The organism is Paenibacillus sp. 32352 (genome assembly GCF_002042965.1).
Taxonomy (GTDB): domain Bacteria; phylum Bacillota; class Bacilli; order Paenibacillales; family NBRC-103111; genus Paenibacillus_S; species Paenibacillus_S vulneris.
This window is the reverse complement of sequence record NZ_MZNT01000012.1, coordinates 168,744-187,328: the sequence shown is the minus strand read 5'-3', so window position 1 is coordinate 187,328 and position 18,585 is coordinate 168,744. Positions and strand designations below refer to the sequence as shown.

Genomic DNA, 18,585 nt, shown 5'->3' with positions numbered 1-18,585 from the left:
CTATCCTTTAAGCGAGCCGATCATGACTCCTTGGACAAAATATTTTTGGGCAAAAGGGTAAATACATAGCACTGGCAGGCTGGAAACGATGATAATTCCATATTTGACTGATTCAGCCAAAAACGTTTTTTGAGCCATATCCTGATCTCCAATTCCCATTTCAAGCTGCTGCATCATTTGCGTCTGACTTGTCAGGATTTCTCTCAGCACCAATTGGAGAGGGATCAAGTTTCTATCGTTCAGGTAGATTAGAGCATTGAAAAATGAATTCCACTGTCCGACCGCAGCGAATACGACCAGTACGGCAATAATCGCCTTGGAAAGCGGTAAAACAACCTTCGTAAAATAGCTGATGTTTCCGCATCCGTCCATTTTTGCAGCTTCGAACAGCTCGTGAGGGATGGTGGATTGAAAAAAAGTCCGTGTGATGATGATATTCCACATGCTGACGCAGCCCAAAATAATGACAGTCAACGGATTATCTAGCATATGCAAATTTCGTACAAGCAAATAGGTGGGAATAAGTCCTCCGTGAATGAACATGGGAATGATGAACAGGGTAACGATAAATCCCCGCCCAACCATATCCTTCCGTGAGAATGCATAGGCGGTCATAAGCGTCAGAGAGACGCTAAGTACCGTCCCGCCTATCGTATACAATACGGTGTTCCTATAACCGATCCATAGCTGTTTATAGTTAAAAATCAATTCATACCCGTTTAAATTAAACCCTTTGGGGAATAAAAAGACTCTCCCCGTACCAACAGCAGACGGGTCACTGAAGGAGGCGATAACAACAAAATACAGCGGATACAGCACGATGACGAATAGTACGGCCAAAAAGGTAAAATTAATAATATCATAGATCTTATCGGCCCTGCCTCTGCGCACAACGATGCTCATGGGTCCCTCCTTAGAAAATGCCGGACTGGCCTAGTCTCTTAGCTAATTTATTAACGGTAAGCAGCATGACTAAATTAATAACTGAGTTGAACAACCCGACCGCAGCAGAAAAGCTGAATTGGGATTGAAGCAGCCCAACCTTGTACACATAAGTCGAGATGACCTCCGAGGTTTGCAAATTCAAGGAGTTTTGCATCAGAAAAGCCTTTTCGAACCCGACCCCCAATATGCCCCCGCAGTTTAAGATCAACAGGGTTACAATGGTCGGCATAATGGAAGGAATGTCGATATACCAAGCCCGTTGAAACTTATTGGCGCCGTCCACGGTAGCCGCTTCATGCAATGAAGGGTCAACACCCGATAGCGCAGCCAAGTATATAATGCTTCCCCAGCCCATTCCCTGCCAAATGCCCGACCAGACGTACAGATGTGCAAATGCATCCGGATTCGTCAAGATCATAAGCGGCCCGTCGATAACCCCGATAGAATTAAGCAGTTGACTGACGATTCCTAATCTGGGAGAAAGAAAAACATTCAACATTCCCACCAAAATGACCATCGAAATAAAATGAGGCGCATACGTAACGGTTTGCACGATATGCTTTATTTTCTTGCTTGCAGCGCTATGTAGTGCCAACGCAAGGATGATAGGAGCTGGAAATCCTGCAACCAAGGAGTAAAGACTTAAAGATAATGTGTTTTTGATCAGCACCCAAAATAGATCCAATTTAAATAACCGTTGAAAATGATATAGCCCCACCCATTCGCTACCCCATATTCCCTTGATAGGCTTGAAGTTCTCAAAGGCAATCAGCACTCCATATAGAGGAACATAGTCGAAAAGAATGACATAGATCAGTGCTGGAAGCACAAGAAAGTATAGGCCGATATTTTCCTTGACCTTAAGCAGCTTTTTACTGAACAATTTAACTGAAGTACGCGTAGCTATAACTTGTTCCGGATTCATCGCTTTCATCTCCTTACTACCAATGCGACCTTAAGGACCAAACTATTTTCTAAGCTTGTTTGCAGCGTCTAGTTGTTTTTGATTCAGCTGCATGTACTCATCCAGCCCAAGGTCTTTCAGCTTTTTGGTATAAGCATCCCATTCGGCATCGATGCTTCCTTTTCCAGAAATCCAGCCTGCAATCGTCGTTTTAATGTAATCGTTGATTGATTTACTTAAGTCGGCCATTCTCAGCTTTTCCGTCTCGCTCAGCAATCCGCTCGGCAAGGGAGGAAAGTTCAGTTCTTTGGTCGGCAAAAATTTCTTGTAAATATTTACATACGCCCATTCTCGAGTACCTTCTTTTGTAAAATTGGTGTTGACGATCTTGTTATTGAACATATCTTCGTCAAGTAGCGCTATACCGTAGTTACCTAGCCCCTTATCCGCATCTGCAACCTCGGCCGTCGGCGTCAATAACTCATATTTGCCTTCTGCATTTTTCTTCCACATCACACCCTGACTTCCGTAGTTTTCCGTTAGGGACCACTCCGGATCGGCCAGCAGCTCCGCTAGTCTTGCTGATGCAACGGGATACTTGTTGTTTTTGAAGATAACGAAGTTTCTCGGCCAAATGCTTTTCGTTTGTCGGCGAATATATGGATCCTTGCCATTAGGCGACTTCAAAGGTGCCATTGGGTACCACCATTTGCCATCCGTGCTATTTTGCCCTTGATCCAAGAAAGAGGTCATTGATCCGACTAATGGAGGATTGGATGAAACAGCCGCTGTATATTTTCCCCAGTCATCGGTGAAGGCTTCCGGAACCATCAGTCCATTTTTATATAAATCGGCCATATATTTGATCGGTTCTTTCAGGTCGGGATTCGTTGCCTGCGATTTGAACTTGCCGTCCTCCACAATAAAGTAGCTGCCGGGGGTATACACGCCAAATGTTCCGTAAATGTCAAACTGACCGCCGATGCTACTGCCGTATAGAGCGTAGTATGGGATGACGTTTTTAGGAATCGAGCCATTTCCTGCGTTATTTTTGAAAGCCAAGAGTACGCTTTTGAATTCTTCCGTCGTCTTTGGGATCTGAAGTCCGAGCTCATCTAGCCATTTTTTGTTGATAAACCATTGATCACGCAAATTATAGGAAGTTTCATTAATAACCGCATAAGGAAAGCCGTATAATTTGCCGTCCGGCATCATCGCCTGAAGCTTCAAGCCGGGGTTTGAATCAAAAAACTTTTGCCATGTTGGGGTATAGGGCAGCAATTTATCGATACCGATAATATCTCCAGCTTCGATCGCATCGGTCATGGACTGATCCGAGGCATCCATTCTCAGACCGATATCCGGATAGTCACGACTGCTGAACATCAAATTTGTTTTCTCTACATCGCTGTATACTTTCAAGTTAATCTTAATATTCGTCTTTTCTTCTATTTTCTTCCATATGCTGTACTTGGTGATATCCCCCATATGGGCGCCGTACGCGATTCCTACCGTTAAAGTAATAGGTTCTTTGGTAATCGGATATCCTGTTGCGTTCGTTATTCCGCCGTCCAGCTTGGTGGTATCGGAAATCTCACGTTCAGCTTCATTCTCGGATTGCTTTGTATCCGTACAGCCGATCAATGTTCCACCGATGAGCACGGTACTTAGTATGCCGGCAATAGCCTTATTCCCCATCGAATAGTCCCCCTAGAATTAATATATCGTTTTACAATACAGCGGCTTCTGCCATGGTTCGAATCTCTTGTTCTATACCTCTCAGCTGCTCAATTTCCAGCTTCATTGAAGCGGTTAAGCTTGCGGTATTGCTTGAACGAGCCTGCAATTGGACGGGCAAGCCTTCTAAGCCCAGATAATATTTGGCATTTAGCGGATAAGGCTGGCGTTCAATGCTTGATGCCAATCCGAGGAATTGCTGCAGCCTGGCTGCAGCTTCAGGGTGGCTTCGAGCTAGCCGCATCAGGCTGACGTACAGGTCGGGATGAAAATTAGCCATCACGCCGCTGTAGCCGGATGCCCCGGCCTGCAGCGACATCAGCAGAGTGGCTGCATTTGCGTTGAATAGTTTTAGCTGGGTCCCCTGAACGGCGTTCAGTTTGGCTGTAAGCTGATCGGGATCACAACAGGTATCCTTTAAAAACAGGAACCGCTCCGTATCCGCGCACCACCGAAGCAGCTCGGGAGTTAGCAGCCGCTTATAAGGATGCGGACACTCGTAGATGCCGAAGCTCATCTTAGGGATTTGGTGCAGCAGCTGCTCGGCATGCCGCTTCCAAATGTCGTCGGCTTCTTCCCTTCCGGCTAGCCGGTTGCTGACGATGACAAAAGCGTCGATCCCTGTCTCCGATATGGCACCTATTTCTTTCACCTGATCCTGCAGCGAATCCGATATATGTCCCGAGGCGATAACCTGAACGCGTCCTGCCGCCTGTTCGACTACAAACCGGGCCAGCTGTACCCGTTCAGCCAATGACAAATGAAACATTTCGCTCGATTGGCATACCGCAAATAAGCCGTCGACGCCTTTGGCGATATACCATTCGATCAGCTGCTCCAGCGCTTCGTAATCGATTTCTTTGGTTTCCGTAAACGGTGTAATCATTGTAGGCCAGACGCCATCCTTCAACATGTTTCGTAACCCCTTTTTTCCTGTATTTTGTTGTTCGATCACGATGGCCGGAACCGGTTGTTAAACTGCTTCCGCCCCCACTCTACTGCAATCATGATGTTTCCGGTCCCGGCAGGTGTCACGGATTTGAATGTGATCGTGATGTTGCTCTTATCGGCGGTAACCGAAAAAATTCCAGTCATATTGGCATCGGCTGATAACGCTGAAGCCATATACCACTCAGGGGCAATGCCTAGAAGGTGGGGTACATAATAAGTGACATTACCGCCATTTACCGTAACGATAGTCCGCTGCCCCGTAAATACGATTTCATCACCTATATAGGAGGACTGCGACGGATACGATACAGAGTCCCACACTTTGGTCAAAGTTGTATCCGTCTCCGGCGAATCTACCTTATCCCAGTATTCGTACGTGCCTTGCGGATACAAGTCGTATGTGTACTCGAACACGCAGTAGTTCGTATATTTGGGACGGCGGAAGTATAACCAGTAATTGGAGGCCGCGTCGGCATATACAGCAAATTTCGCGAATAAATCCCCCGATCCGTTAAATCCGTCTCCATCTACCGTAAATACCGGTCTAAATCCTCCGGCCTCATTGCCTCGAACTCCGAAAGCAAATTCGGCTGATGCTGTACGGTAAGAGGCTTTGCCATAATCCGTAACAGTTCTGACACGACCGCTGAATAACGATTTATCCTTTCCTATACGACACACCCGAAACCATTGCGCATAGTTTTGTACACCGGGCTTAGGTTCACCTATATCCCGCAGCTTTTGGTATCGCAGATCACGCCATGTATTTTTCCAATCCTCTGCTTTGCTTAAATGAGAGGTTCTTACCGGCCCGTCGAAATTAATAATTCCGGATGTTTCCGGATCATCGATTTGAATGAATTTGCCGGTAAACCCCGCTCCCTCCGGCGGCGTCTCGCATCTGAACATACCGCTGGAGTCACGAATAGTGCCATTTTTTCCAAAGCCAATGCCGATCGAGCCGCCTGATGTCCAAATATTCACTTCCAATATTGCATTATAAATTTCATGCTGGGCGTTGTTATAAGTATTGTCACCGACTAGCATCCCAATCTGACCGTCCCGAACATTTAGGGAGACATTGCGGAACGTAGTATAACCATACGATGGCATGTTGGATGTTCCCGGTTGACGTTTGAATACGACATGACGCTTACAGTTACTGATAGAGACATTTTCCAACGTCGTTCCTTCAACCCAGAAATTACGGGTATGTAATACAAGGCCATCGCCGCCTGTAAAACCGTACAGACTGACATTGCGAAGCTTGAACCCATATGTATCCGAGATTTCAATCGCAATCGAATTTGGATTGGTGCCTCCGTTTATGGATAAATCTACAATGGCATGACTGGTTCCGACTGCGCCGCTCCAGGTGGTCGAATCTCTCCAGTAACGGAACAAGTATCCGGCACCATTCCACAGTAGATTGGTAACGCCAACCCCTTCTCCGCAAATAATTACATTTGGAGGTAGGTCTATATTCCCTCCTGATGCTGTAAAGTCGTACGTACCGGCGGGAAGCAGCACTGTCCCACCCTTCTCGGCTGCCAATACCAGAACATACTTGACTGCAGCCGTCGGATCCGTGAGCCACAAATCGGAATCAATAACACGCCAGATCGGTTTGGCGCCACCGACAAGACTTGCACCGCTGATACGGGCCAATGATTTATCAAGACCGGTCTGATATACAGCTACCCATGCATTTACGCCAATACCTCCGTCAGCAAGCGGGTTATCTGAAGTAGTTATGTGCGGTCGTGCTCCAGCCCACCGATATCCGGTTGTGACACCGGCTGGTGTAGTGAATTCCAATACTTCCCACTCCTGCGTGATCCGTACCTGGGGTCTAAAAACGCCGCGGGCACGGATAAAACTGCCTGGCGTATGTTCTGAATCACCATGGTTTCCATAAACGGAATCGGTGACGGATGAAGATTCCCTGGCATTTGCTCCTCCGGCCGATACTCCATATAGAAGCGCTGCGGCTCCCGCCATGCCCATTGAAGCAAGAAGCTTTCTACGGGTTAACTTCTCCTTTGAATCTTTTTCATCGGTCATGCCCCATACCTCCTCAGCATGTTTTTTCGATGGCATCACAAGAACATATACAGGCCCTCTCTCGTCCTTCCATGAGCTCGTGAAAATAATGTCCGCTCATTTGTACCTTCCGCAGAAAAATTACGTGAACAATGTAATCGTTTGCATATGCATATTACGAATCGATCGCCTTTTCAAACTAGCAGATGCAGGCTCGGAACGTAAATATGCCGTTAAATGACGATATGCCATTCTTAAGCAAAGCCTATTTGCTCAAGCAACAAAACCTATATTTTCTTAGATGAAGCCTCTGACGGATGGCATAATCTTCTGTTCATTTCCACAACAAAAGAACCGGCTTCCGAACAACACATCGATGATGCGTTATACCGGAAGCCGGTTCATCCAGTCCTCTTCTATGGCGAAGTATAAACCGTTTAAATATTGTTGTATTTGCGAAACCCCCCCGGAGTCGTCCCGACCTCCTTCTTAAACTTCCGTACGAAACTGGAAACGTCGCAGTAACCAATCTCAGAAATAATCTCGATAAGGGGCTTCTCGGTCGAGCTTAAAAGCTGTTTGGCTTTTTCAATACGCAGATAATTGATGTAATCGGAAATGCTTTGCCCAGAGCATTTCTTGAAATAATAGCTTAAGTTGGAAAGAGACATATTAAAATGATCGGCCATGTTCTGGACTGTAAAGTTTATATCGTGATAGTTCGTGTCTATATACGCGACCCATTGCTTCAATAACTCGTCATCATGCTTCTCACGAGTATCTTGAATATATTTGCACAGAGTTTGACAAACAACAGTGATACTTTGCCCAAGTTCTTTTACCGTTTCAAATTGGGCTAGGGATAGGACATCTATAGCTCCCTTGTCCAGGCCAATGAACTTTTTATTAATCTGCTGCATAGCTTTCAGCACCGTATTGATAATATCGAAGCAGAGGCAACGAGCTTCGAACAACGGGATGTCGTACTGGGTAATTTTGTCCACCAGTTCCTCCACAATGAAGGAGATTCGTTCCGTATTACTTTCTATGATAGACAATTCCAGCGCTCTTAGTTCATCTACCGGGTAAGGAAAATCAGATACGGCGGCAATGCGGATGTCTTCAAAGTAAATGATTTGATCCGTTCCCTTGACCAATCGGTAATCAAGTGCCGTATAGGCTTCCAGGCACGATTTGCCGACCTGTCCTGCTGCCTCGTACGGGTTACCTACACCAATCGCAATATGAGAGTGCAGCTCATTTGTTAAGAGCTGCTGCATATGCATTAAAGTATCATGCAGCATTTGACGATCCGATTCCTGGCCGCAGGCAAGTATAAGAATCAACCGATTGTCGATATTTAAACGGACATAGCCTTCAATTTCGTCAGGTATCGCCTGTTCCAATAGCTCTTGAAGCATGGAAGCCCGCTCTCTCTGCTGCGGTTCCAAGGCAGCTGCGGAAAAGATGACGACGCGAAAAAATGGCAGGCTAAAGGAAAGGCCAAAATCGCTGCCTTTTTCGTTAAACGATTCTGCATTCGGGAAAATCCCACTGAGCAAATGGGACAATAGATATTCTTTGACAGCGCTACGATTGCTTGTGACCTGATCTTTCAAAATTTTATTCGTTTGATTGATCCGGTTAATCGTCATTCGTACCGCTTCAAACTCATTTCCGGTATCTGCTACGCTTCCTGTCTCCGATTCGGCAAACAAACGAAGTTGGCGGATGGGACGATAGTTTAAGCGCATGTTGAACAAGATGACCGTACCACCTGCTAGTACAATAACAAGAAGTGCTCCAAGGAAAGCATTCTTGGCGGCATAGACTTGGCTCATCGCTTCTTTTACAGGCATGACTATAAAATAGCTCCAGCCGGTTTCTGGGGACTGGATATAAGAGACGAAATGGGACGAGGGACCGATATTCGTGATGACAGAATGTTCAATCCGGTCAGGTTGAATGATAGCCATTAAATCCTGTTCTTGAGGACGATTGCTCTCCTTCGAAGCGGCAACGATCTTGCGCTCTGGATTTATTGCCAGGATATTGCCTTTATTGCTGTTCATCATTTGTTCAAATGCATGCTGTTTGATGATAAACAATACCATGCGTTTATCGTAATTCGAGCTATTGGGAATAAGATAGCTTACGACATGACCCATTTCTCCTCCGCTTGCACCATCCGGTACCCATACCCCATTGCCGTCAATATCCCGGGCTACGGCTTGAAATTGCTCCTCCGAAATTGTATCGCCATAATAGGCTGACAAAAATTCTTTTAACGTATAAGTCCGCGTCGAAGAAACGAATTTATTCAATTGCTTGTAATAAACGACAGTATCGCTTATAAAGTTATTTCCGGAAATATAGCTTTTTAATTGGCGAATCCCTTTGGAAGTATTATACGGGCCATCGCCGATTTGCTGCGTAGTAAGGTCCGGATTGTTATATATTTGGTAGGCAATCGTGTTCATCCCCGCGATTTGATGATCTACGGAAGTTACGACGTGCTGGAGAATATTAACGTTGTTCTTGATTACCTCTTCCTGCAACATATGGAAGAAATAATTGTAAACCAGGATGACGATAATCGAGAGAGGAATAGCCAATACCAGCATATACGATAACAAATAGCGCAGAAACAACCGGTTTGTTTGCAAAACATTTCGTTGTGGCCAAAACATAATTTCACCCCGCTTTGGTAGCCTCTTACTCTCTTGTACTCACTTATATGCTTTCTCAGAATCCAGTTCGAAATTGTTTGCGCTTTCACAGGTTTGTTGTATTCAATATAGCATATCCTTCATTGATTGTATATTTCATCCAGCATGGAAATGCCCTTTTAGAACAATGACCAATGCCTCTACAATGGCATATTTACTTATCGATGTTCTTTTTGTTATGGTTAGGATATTTAATTGAATCAACGGATGAACCTCTGTGAAAGGAGTAAGTGTGTGTGAACAATAAAGCCGGGTTGCTTCTAATTGTTTCATTATGGAATGCCATCTTTCTATCGGGATGCAAACCATCGGATATTTCAAATACCAACAATGCTTCAGGCAGCTATGAAGAAACGAACGGTAACCAAATCATAGAGAACGGTGTCACCGTCAACTTGACGGGATACCCCATTGTCAATCAGCCCATTACATTGAAAACCATTGTTGTTACTTCCTATAAAGGCGACTACAATCAATCGAAGTTTTTTCAGGAACTGGAGAAAAAGAGCGGAATTCATCTCGATATTAAGCAAGTCTCCGTCGATAATAGGGATAAATTGAATTTAATGTTCTCCTCCCGTCAGTATCCCGATCTGTTACTGCGTTCCGATGCGTCTCCGTATCAAATTACTATTGCTCAAAACAACGGGGATATTATCCCTTTTTCAAGCTTGCTGCAGTATGCACCTAATTGGATAAAAGTGCTCGAGTCAAACCCGGCGGCCAAAAAAGCGATGACTGCCCCAGACGGGAGCATTTACAGCTTAGGACTTATTCAACAAAATCCCGTTTATTTGGGCATACGCGACCAATGGCTGATCAACAAGAAATGGTTGGATCAGATCGGGGCGGAGGTTCCGGCAACAACCGAGCAATTTGCCTCTGTCCTGGCACAATTCAAGGCGAACGCTGGAGTCGGGGCCATTCCAAAAGACATGATCCCTTATTATTTTCGATGGGACCAATATGTAGGAGGTCAATTGGATTTATACGGCGGTTCCTTCGGCATACTGGTTCCGGACGATAACTATGTGTCGGTCGAGAACGGCAAAGTCCGCTTCCAGGCTCTTAACCCGGATATCAAAAAGCCGCTGGCTTATCTGCACCGATTGTATAAGGAAGGATTGATTCCACCCGAAGTATTTACGGACGACTGGGGCGCTTACTATGCCAAGTTGGCAGCATCACCGGAAATGGTCGGTGCCATTTCAGCCTACGGCAATCCTAATCCCGACGTTTATGTGCCGATGCTTCCGCCCAAAGCTGAGGGTACCCAAGAGCAGTTGTATCGACGACAAACATGGATTGTCCGCACTAATCAGTTCACCCTTTTCAAAAATAATAAGTATCCTATCGCCTCCGCCCGATTGGCCGACCTGCTGGCTGATCCCGATTGGTCTGTGCAGGAAACTTACGGATTGTTTGGAGCAGGCACGAAAAAAAATAGTGACGGTACTTATGACATCTTGCCGGAAATCGCAAACGATGGTGGAGTCCCTAATGTGGATGCAGTCTCGGCGATCACACCAGACTTAGCCTCCAAGCTCCGCTTCTTACCGGGAAATAGCAATAATAACCGTTCTCAAGCTGTTAAGATGTACGAGCCTGTTGTTGCGCCGCTCGACAAGTTTTTCCCAGACTATGTCGCCTATTCGGCAGACGACCGCGACAAACTGACGCAATTGCAGATGAACGTTAGGGACTATGTAAGACAGACATTCATTCGCTGGGTCGTCCAAGGCGGCATCGAACAGGAATGGGATGCCTACGTCGCGAAACTTAAGAGTATGCATGTAGATGATATGATCGTGATTATGCAGAAAGGCCTTGATAACTACAACAAGCAATAATGTTTCTATTGGTGTTGTATCCTCAGTATCCTATCTACATTCAGCCCGTCTTTCGGATGATGCGAAAATGATCAATTAAGATCTTTTACCTTGAGTTAAAGAAGCCAGCAGTTCAATTTCTGCTGGCTTTTTGTATTATTAGTATTAGTATTGTTTTTGTAAAACTTTTCGCAACTTCATTTCATTGTCGCACATTAATAGAGGCGCTACACCATGTCCGTTATTATCCACTACCTGCTCCTGGTAAATATAGTATTCCAAGCTGCCATCCCTTATCTGGCCGTTTTCTGGCTTCTTACCAAGACCAGCGCTACGGCAAATGCCTCCCAATAGCACCTGACCCTCTTCTTCCCGCAAGTAAGTGGATATCGTTCCTTCGAAAGCTTGTTTTCCGTAGATGAAGTACTGCTGTGGCAAATAACCCAAACGAACACCCTTCATTATGGCATAAGCAATCATCAGCGTTCCGCTCGTTTCCAAGTAATTGTCCGGATGCTCTATCCTGTCGACAACCTGCATCCACATCCCTCCGGGCTGCTGGTAAGGAAGCATATTATCGACTAGCTTAATTAACAATTGCTTCATCGGTTGTGTATCCGCCGTTTCTCCTTCCAGCAGCTCCAGAACGTCTACAAGTGCCATCGCGAACCATCCGACTGCTCGCCCCCATACATTAGGTGATTGGCCCGTCATTTTATCGCACCAGAACACTTGCCTGCTTTCGTCGTATGCGTGGTGGTATAAACCCTTTGACTCGTTATAAATGAACCTACGGACATTATCGAATTGATGCAACGAATCGGAGTAATGTTTGTGCTCGGCATAGGTCTTCATGTAACGGACGTAAAACGGCTGCCCCATATACAGACCGTCCAACCAAACCTGGAATGGGTAATTTTGCTTGTGCCAAAAGGAACCGCTCTTAGTTCTCGGGTAGTTAGCTAGCTGCTGGTAGAGCAAATCTAGAACATGTTTATATTTCGGGTCTCTCTCACGTTCATACAATGGAAACAGCAGAGTGGCCATCCGAATTTGATCTATATTGTACATATCGGCCTTGATTTCACTTATTTCCCCATCCCTATTGTACAATCCGTCGATAAAACCCTTAACAAACTGGTAATCGTCTTCAATTCCAAAATGTTCATAGCTGTCCATATAGGCCTTCAAAATACATCCTTCGATATAATGCCATCGGTGCGAATACCATCTTGACTCCGACCTATATTCCATCTTCAGTTGTTCCACTAGTGCATACAGCATCAGGAAGCACCCCCTAAGAGCTCATGCCGCGATCCGCGGGAATTGTCAGTTCATTTTCGAATGAAGCTCGCGGTATTGACCCGGCGTCATGCCAGCTGCTTTGCGGAAAGTACGGATAAACCCCGTTGAGCTGTTATAGTTCAGACGCTCGGCGATTTCGGTGATTTTCATTTGACTATCCTTCAGCCAGAGCTTCGCCATATTCATCCGATGATTTGTCAAATAGTCGCTAAATGTCACACCGATCTCCTTCTTGAACACGCGGCTTAAATAAACCGGATGAAACTTCAGCTGCTGCGCGCAGGACTCCAAAGTAATATCCTGGTCGTACTGTTCATGGATCATCTCGACCATCTGATGAGCGATATTGATATACTGCGTATCGATTCGCCCTTGCAAAAAAGCGATCGTCGGCGGTAGCAGCAAGGTTTTGAACCAGGATGTAATCTCCTCCACGGTATGCAGCTTCATAAAACGGTTGACGACCGACATGGAACCGATTAAGCCGTCGAGCGTTCCCCCTTGCTGCTGGACCAGCCGATATATTTTCGTGATCAGCTGAATCATCTGCATTTGAAAATCGTTAAACATAACCCCCTTATCCAAAAGAGAAGACACATAGCTGTTATAGTAATCATAGACCGCTCCTGAATCCCCGGTCTTGAGCGCATTGAGCAAATAATCCTCCATATGAGCCCATGATACGGAAGGCTGCAGAGTACCGGGATTCGATTCTATATCCCCGTAGCTAAGAACCAATTCGTGGCCTAGGCTAATGCGGCGTTTCAAGGCCTCCAGCGATTCCGAATAAGCGTCCATCGCATCCGCATAGCGGTGGAACGGGTGGCTGATGCCGATGCTCACTCTAAGCTGCAGCAGTTCGTTTAGCTTAAGCTTGATCCGCTCGGCCATCCCGTAAAAGTAAGCGTTCAGCTCCGCCGGGTCATCCGTATCCGCCGTCAGCAGCGATACCTGTGACTGGTCGAGCAGTAGAGTGCCGATGAGGCATCCGTCAGGCAGCAGCTCTCCTACGATGTTATTGATCGCGAACAGCAATAGCTCCTTATCGCTCTCCGAGTAACGGGTTCCCTCAAGCGAGTCGATCTGTAAAGCTAGCACACCGAGAGCCTTGCCTCGCTCCGCAAAGCCATACGTTTCCATTTTGAATAAAAATTCACTCTCGCTAACTTGCCCCATAAAGAGCTTGAGCAGCAAGTGCTCCTTCACCTGCAATCTCTGGGCTACTAGCTGCTGCTGCATCTGCTTGCGCGTGCTGAACAATACTTGAAAGCGGTCCTCGATGAAGGCGAACTCATCTTTTTTCTTCAGGCTCGGTGTCTCGACCCCAAACTGCTCCATAATGATAAACAGTCGGCGTATCGGCTTATACATTCGACGCGTACCGTAGAATGCGGCACCGGCAATAATAACGATTATAATTAGGCAAACATTGGCCGTAATAAATGCGATTTTTTTCGATGCCTTCGTAATTTCATCAATCGATACGACGGAAATGTAGGACCAACCGTAGTTGGCGGATACCCGGTAGTTGACAGCCATCCGATCCTTCTCAAAATACCCCTCAGCGTTATCCCACTTCGGCATTTGCTGCAGAATACGATAATGCTGCTCTCCCGATCCTGGACTTGTTAGAAATGGCTCATGTTCCCGGTTTAATACAAAGATGCTTCCCCATTGATTGTCCGGACCCAAATCGCTTTCCAGTGCATTATGCGACATGTCAATGATAAGCAGCGCTTTGGGTATACTCGTGGAAGCAACCATCGGCAGCTTCACGACAAGCCTGATCATGTCGCTGCTCCCCGTTTGATCCATGGTATTGTCCGACCGACCAGCCGATTTTTCAGCCAGCCAAAATAAATTTTTGGATTGGCTTGCGTATTTTTTAAGTGCATTCTGGTCGGTGAAGTCCGTCATTGAGGTGAAGCCTAGATTGCTGATCATCCATCCATGCTCCAGATTGATGAGATGCGCATCGGCTACCCCCCATATGGAATGAAGGTTGTACAAGCCCTTGGACAGATTGGCGATCGTTTGAAAATCGTTATTGGTAAGAGCATCGTTCAAGTAATCGCTTACAAGTGAGGAATTGACGTACTGCACAGCACCCATCTCCACGTTTTTCAGCGCCTGCTCCATACGCATCTGATTTTGCAGCAAGATTTGTCCATTTCCTTCGTTCACCTTTTTTTCGATATCCTTAGAGGCAATATAGTAGGAGATGACCCCGATGGACGCAACCGGTACTGCTCCGAGCAGCAGGGTGAACATAAGCAAGCGATATAAATATTTTGGCACCGGAAACCTCTCCTTTCTGAACATGCAAGGCTTCGACGATAACCATTATATCAGAAACTTTTCTATGTCATCGTAATGAAAAATTGCCGGGTATGCACCCAGCAGTTTCCCCCCTCTGCGTGCGGCTCCGCTGATCCATTTCTAGCCTTACAGGATAGCGTTATTTCTTCTGCTTCGCGTACTCTGCAGTGAGCTCTTCGATCACTTTGTCACCGCCGGCCTTTTTCCATTTATCCACTTCCGCCTGCCAGCCGGCCTCGTCGATTTTGCCCATAATAAACTTCGTTTGGGCATCGCGGATTAAGGTGTCGAGCTCTCCGCCTTTTTCCGAATACGTCTTGGAGGTGAGCGTTAGCGCAATATTTGGCACGGTATTTTTTAAATTATCGGCTACGACCTTCCAGCCCTTAGCCTGCAGATCGTTTAGTTTTAGCGGCAGCCCGGTTCCAGTCACCTCAAAGGAAGGCAAGCTGTCGCGATAAGGTTTCACTTCAAGGTTAAACAAAGACAAGTCTTTAAACTGGGCTTTGCCGTCGTCCGTTTTCGTAAAATGCTTCCCTTCAATGCCTCTCGTCAACAGTGTCGACATCTCGGGATCGAGCAGCTTATCGAAGAAGGCTAGCAATTGCTTTAATTCCACTTCGGTTTTGACACTCGATTTCGGGAAAACGAAGAAGCCATTGTTGCCCGGTTCTGCCGGCACGCGATTGCCCGAAGCACCCATATACTGCACAACGTCGACTACCGCATTCGGTGCGGACTTAGACACGTTCTCAAACGATGTCGCTGCTGCGGAAGCAACGGTGTTGATCCGGATCCCCACTTTCCCTGCATTCCACTTATTGTCAGCGTCCGCAGCTTGAACAACCGAGAAATCCTGATTGATCAACTTCTCCTGATACAGCCTCCTAAGAAGCTTCATGCTATCGAAATATGGCTTCGACATGAACTCAGCGATGAGCTTACCATTTTCGATCCCCCACTTATTCGGCGCTCCCTGCGACACAGCAAGTCGTGTTAAGAAGGAGCTGCTGGCTGCCGCGTCATTGTAAGACTTCTCTAGAAACATGCCATAAGTATCGGCTTGACCGTTTTTGTCCGGGTCCTGTTCTGCGACCGCTTTCATAATATTGTACCAATCGTCTAGTGTAACCGGCGGCTTCAGTCCCATCTCATCGAACCAGTCCTTTCGGTACACAATGCCGGCACGACCGATATCCCGGTACAGCGGCAGTCCGTACAGTTTACCGTCTACCTTGATGTTATCATAGTGCAGGGCGTTGACCGCGGATAAATTTTTGTAATCCTTCAAAAAAGGGCCGATCTCCCAAAACAATCCGGATTGAATCGCGTTAAGCGTAGTGGCATTGTATGTTAGCTTGAACGCTTTGGGCATTTCACTGGAAGCGATCATGATGTTCTTCTTATCCTCAAAAGCGGCCGCTGGAATCCATTGAATATCGATTTGGGCGTTGGTATACTTCTCAATCGCGAGTTCAATCTCATTGTCCTTTTTTGGGGCTTCACCAATTTGCGGTGTGGCAATGGTCACCTTCATCGGCGTCCCATCCCCCTTGACGGCTTCGCCATGCTGGTTTGATTTGTCTTCGGCACAGCCTGCTAGCGCGCCTGCCGTCATTGCGAGTGAACAAGCGATAGCAATAAATCGTCTCTTTGTCATCTTAAATCCCTCCCGGAATGCTTGTCATAGTTATTATATAAAAAGATGGTACGGATGGCTCATCCTTTTACTGAACCTAACAGGACGCCTTTAGCGAAATGCTTTTGCAGGAACGGATACATCAGCACAATCGGGACCGTTGCGACCACAATGGATGCCATGCGTATCGTCTGCGGCAAATAATCCGTCGGATCCTGCTGAGACGTCGTGTCACCGATTTGATCTTGTGACAGCAGAATGATTTGCCTGAGTACGACCTGTACAGGAAATTTCTCGGCATCGTTAATGTACATTACAGCGTTAAAAAAGGTGTTCCAGTGGCCTACGGCGTAAAAAAGACCGAAGGTCGCCATGGCCGGCATCGAAAGAGGTATAATAATGCGGAACAAAATCCCCAGGTCGTTGCAGCCGTCGATTTTAGCGGAATCCTCCAAACCGTCGGGGATTTGTTGAAAGAAATTTTTCAAGACGATCAGATTAAAAGCGCTGATTGCCGTCGGAATCATCAAAGACCAGTACGTGTTGATCATGCCGAACGCTTTGACAACAAAATAAGTCGGGACCAGGCCGCCGCTGAATAGCATCGTAATCAGAATCATTAACATGATGGTACGGCGTCCACGCAAATTCGTCCGCGCCAACGGATACGCCGTAAACGAGGTCATGATCAAGTTAATTAATGTGCCGAGCGCAGTAACGAAGATTGAGACAAGGATGCTTCGCAGCATGGTGTCTGTAGAAAAGATATACTTGTAAGCACCCAATGTAAATTGAGACGGGAACAAGAGCAATCCGCCTTTAACGACCTCCACGGGTGTAGCGAAAGACACTGTAACGATATAAAGAAATGGAATAATCGTAATTACTGAGATGAGCATGAGCAGAGTATAATTGACTGTATTGAACAACCGGTTGCTCCAGCTGCGATCTTCCTTTGGCATAACGTCCCCCGCCTCCTTCTGGTTAATAAACGCCCTCTTCACCGAATCTTTTAGCCAGCCAGTTGGCCCCTAATACAAGCACTAGACCTACTAGCGACTTAAACATGCCTACTGCAGCGCTATAGCTATACTGTGCTTGCGTCAACCCCTTCAAATAGACATAGGTGTCGAACACCTCCCCTACCTCTCGGTTCATTGAGTTCAGCATAAGGAAAATATGCTCGAAGCCCGTGTCGAGGAAGCTGCCCAGACGTAAAATAAACAAAATGACGATGGTGCTGCGTATAGCCGGAAGGGTAATATGCCACAGCTGACGCCATCTTCCTGCGCCATCCATCCGGGAAGCTTCATAGAGCTGCAGATCTACCCCGGAAAGCGCTGCCAAAAATATGATCGTTCCCCACCCGGCTTCCTTCCAGATCGATTGGCTTATTATCATCGGCCGGAACCAATCCTCGCTAAGCAGGAACGGGATTTTCTCCATTCCGAGTCTCGCGATCATTTCATTCACAACCCCGCCTTCCGTTGTAAATAAGATATAAAAGATCCCTACCGCCACTACCCAGGAAACAAAGTGTGGCAGATACAGCAGCGTTTGAGTAAACCGTTTGAACGCTTCCTTACGCACCTCATTGAGCATTAGTGCCAGAACAATCGGCAGCGGGAAGAAAAACAGCAAATTGTAAACCGCAAGAACTATCGTATTGCGAAACAGCATCCAAAACTGCGGTTCGGTGAAAAAACGCTCAAAATGCTTCAGCCCTACCCAAGGGCTTCCGGAAAAACCCAAATGCGGCTTGTAATCCTGGAAAGCCATTACCAATCCCCACATAGGTACATATTTAAAAATAATAAAATAAACCACTCCCGGAAATAAGATAAGATACAACCATCGGTCTCTGATCAGATCCCGAAGAATCAAGGATCGTTTCAAGTTGAATCTATCCGTTATTTGCAGCCGGGCCTCATATCGCTCCTTCAACGGCTTTCCTCCTGACAAAGTAGTTTTGCTTGTGCTTGGCGGCCATCACAATCACATCTTAGACGTCGGTAATGCGACAGGCAATAGTATCGATCAAACCAATTGATTTCCGGCTGAAAAGCCCATAACTGCGCGGGATTGCAAGAGTTGTACATCTTGAATTATCATCTTTTGCAGCTCATCGTACTAATCCAACTTGGCTGATTTCGGCGGTTTACACACAAAAAACCGCCAGTCTTC

12 protein-coding genes are annotated in these 18,585 nt (G+C 46.4%); 1 reads left to right on the top strand and 11 read right to left on the bottom strand.

Annotated elements, in window-relative coordinates:
* From B1728_RS25690 to B1728_RS25665, 6 genes are all read right to left on the bottom strand, one after another.
* Nucleotides 1-903: a carbohydrate ABC transporter permease gene (locus B1728_RS25690; protein ID WP_079913276.1), complete on the bottom strand. Its 903-nt coding sequence runs from the start codon at nt 901-903 to the stop codon at nt 1-3.
* 10 nt (nt 904-913) lie between these two features.
* Nucleotides 914-1,870, bottom strand: a complete 957-nt coding sequence (locus tag B1728_RS25685; protein WP_256865507.1) for an ABC transporter permease — start codon at nt 1,868-1,870, stop codon at nt 914-916.
* Between the two features lie 42 nt (nt 1,871-1,912).
* A complete protein-coding gene (locus tag B1728_RS25680) occupies nt 1,913-3,547 on the bottom strand; it encodes a type 2 periplasmic-binding domain-containing protein (RefSeq protein WP_079913274.1) in 1,635 nt (544 codons plus the stop codon).
* Between the two features lie 31 nt (nt 3,548-3,578).
* Nucleotides 3,579-4,499: a dihydrodipicolinate synthase family protein gene (locus B1728_RS25675; protein WP_079913273.1), complete on the bottom strand. Its 921-nt coding sequence runs from the start codon at nt 4,497-4,499 to the stop codon at nt 3,579-3,581.
* Between the two features lie 38 nt (nt 4,500-4,537).
* Nucleotides 4,538-6,601: a hypothetical protein gene (locus tag B1728_RS25670; RefSeq protein WP_079913272.1), complete on the bottom strand. Its 2,064-nt coding sequence runs from the start codon at nt 6,599-6,601 to the stop codon at nt 4,538-4,540.
* A gap of 416 nt (nt 6,602-7,017) precedes the next feature.
* A complete protein-coding gene (locus B1728_RS25665; RefSeq protein ID WP_079913271.1) occupies nt 7,018-9,270 on the bottom strand; it encodes a helix-turn-helix domain-containing protein in 2,253 nt (750 codons plus the stop codon).
* Between the two features lie 275 nt (nt 9,271-9,545).
* Between B1728_RS25665 and B1728_RS25660 the strand changes: the two genes are divergently transcribed.
* Nucleotides 9,546-11,159, top strand: a complete 1,614-nt coding sequence (locus B1728_RS25660; RefSeq protein ID WP_079913270.1) for a type 2 periplasmic-binding domain-containing protein — start codon at nt 9,546-9,548, stop codon at nt 11,157-11,159.
* Nucleotides 11,160-11,303: 144 nt separating this feature from the next.
* On the opposite strand, the gene B1728_RS25655 is transcribed toward B1728_RS25660, so the two are convergent.
* The 5 genes from B1728_RS25655 to B1728_RS25635 form a co-directional block, all read right to left on the bottom strand.
* Nucleotides 11,304-12,422 carry a glycoside hydrolase family 88/105 protein gene (locus B1728_RS25655; RefSeq protein ID WP_079913269.1) on the bottom strand — a complete coding sequence of 373 codons (1,119 nt, stop codon included), beginning with the start codon at nt 12,420-12,422 and terminating at the stop codon, nt 11,304-11,306.
* A 45-nt stretch (nt 12,423-12,467) separates the two neighbouring features.
* Nucleotides 12,468-14,741, bottom strand: coding sequence for a helix-turn-helix domain-containing protein (locus tag B1728_RS25650; RefSeq protein ID WP_079913268.1), 2,274 nt, complete (start codon nt 14,739-14,741; stop codon nt 12,468-12,470).
* Between the two features lie 160 nt (nt 14,742-14,901).
* Complete coding sequence (locus tag B1728_RS25645; protein WP_079913267.1) at nt 14,902-16,422, bottom strand: extracellular solute-binding protein; 1,521 nt, start codon at nt 16,420-16,422, stop codon at nt 14,902-14,904.
* 59 nt (nt 16,423-16,481) lie between these two features.
* Nucleotides 16,482-17,363: a carbohydrate ABC transporter permease gene (locus B1728_RS25640; RefSeq protein WP_079913266.1), complete on the bottom strand. Its 882-nt coding sequence runs from the start codon at nt 17,361-17,363 to the stop codon at nt 16,482-16,484.
* Between the two features lie 22 nt (nt 17,364-17,385).
* Nucleotides 17,386-18,321, bottom strand: a complete 936-nt coding sequence (locus B1728_RS25635) for an ABC transporter permease (RefSeq protein ID WP_256865514.1) — start codon at nt 18,319-18,321, stop codon at nt 17,386-17,388.
* Nucleotides 18,322-18,585 lie beyond the last annotated feature (264 nt).

Coding starts and splice junctions, on each gene's coding strand:
- B1728_RS25665 (WP_079913271.1), bottom strand. CDS start 9,270: ATGTTTTGGCCACAACGAAATGTTTTGCAAACAAACCGGTTGTTTCTG.
- B1728_RS25675 (WP_079913273.1), bottom strand. CDS start 4,499: ATGTTGAAGGATGGCGTCTGGCCTACAATGATTACACCGTTTACGGAA.
- B1728_RS25645 (WP_079913267.1), bottom strand. CDS start 16,422: ATGACAAAGAGACGATTTATTGCTATCGCTTGTTCACTCGCAATGACG.
- B1728_RS25690 (WP_079913276.1), bottom strand. CDS start 903: ATGAGCATCGTTGTGCGCAGAGGCAGGGCCGATAAGATCTATGATATT.
- B1728_RS25670 (WP_079913272.1), bottom strand. CDS start 6,601: ATGACCGATGAAAAAGATTCAAAGGAGAAGTTAACCCGTAGAAAGCTT.
- B1728_RS25655 (WP_079913269.1), bottom strand. CDS start 12,422: ATGCTGTATGCACTAGTGGAACAACTGAAGATGGAATATAGGTCGGAG.
- B1728_RS25685 (WP_256865507.1), bottom strand. CDS start 1,870: ATGAATCCGGAACAAGTTATAGCTACGCGTACTTCAGTTAAATTGTTC.
- B1728_RS25680 (WP_079913274.1), bottom strand. CDS start 3,547: ATGGGGAATAAGGCTATTGCCGGCATACTAAGTACCGTGCTCATCGGT.
- B1728_RS25640 (WP_079913266.1), bottom strand. CDS start 17,363: ATGCCAAAGGAAGATCGCAGCTGGAGCAACCGGTTGTTCAATACAGTC.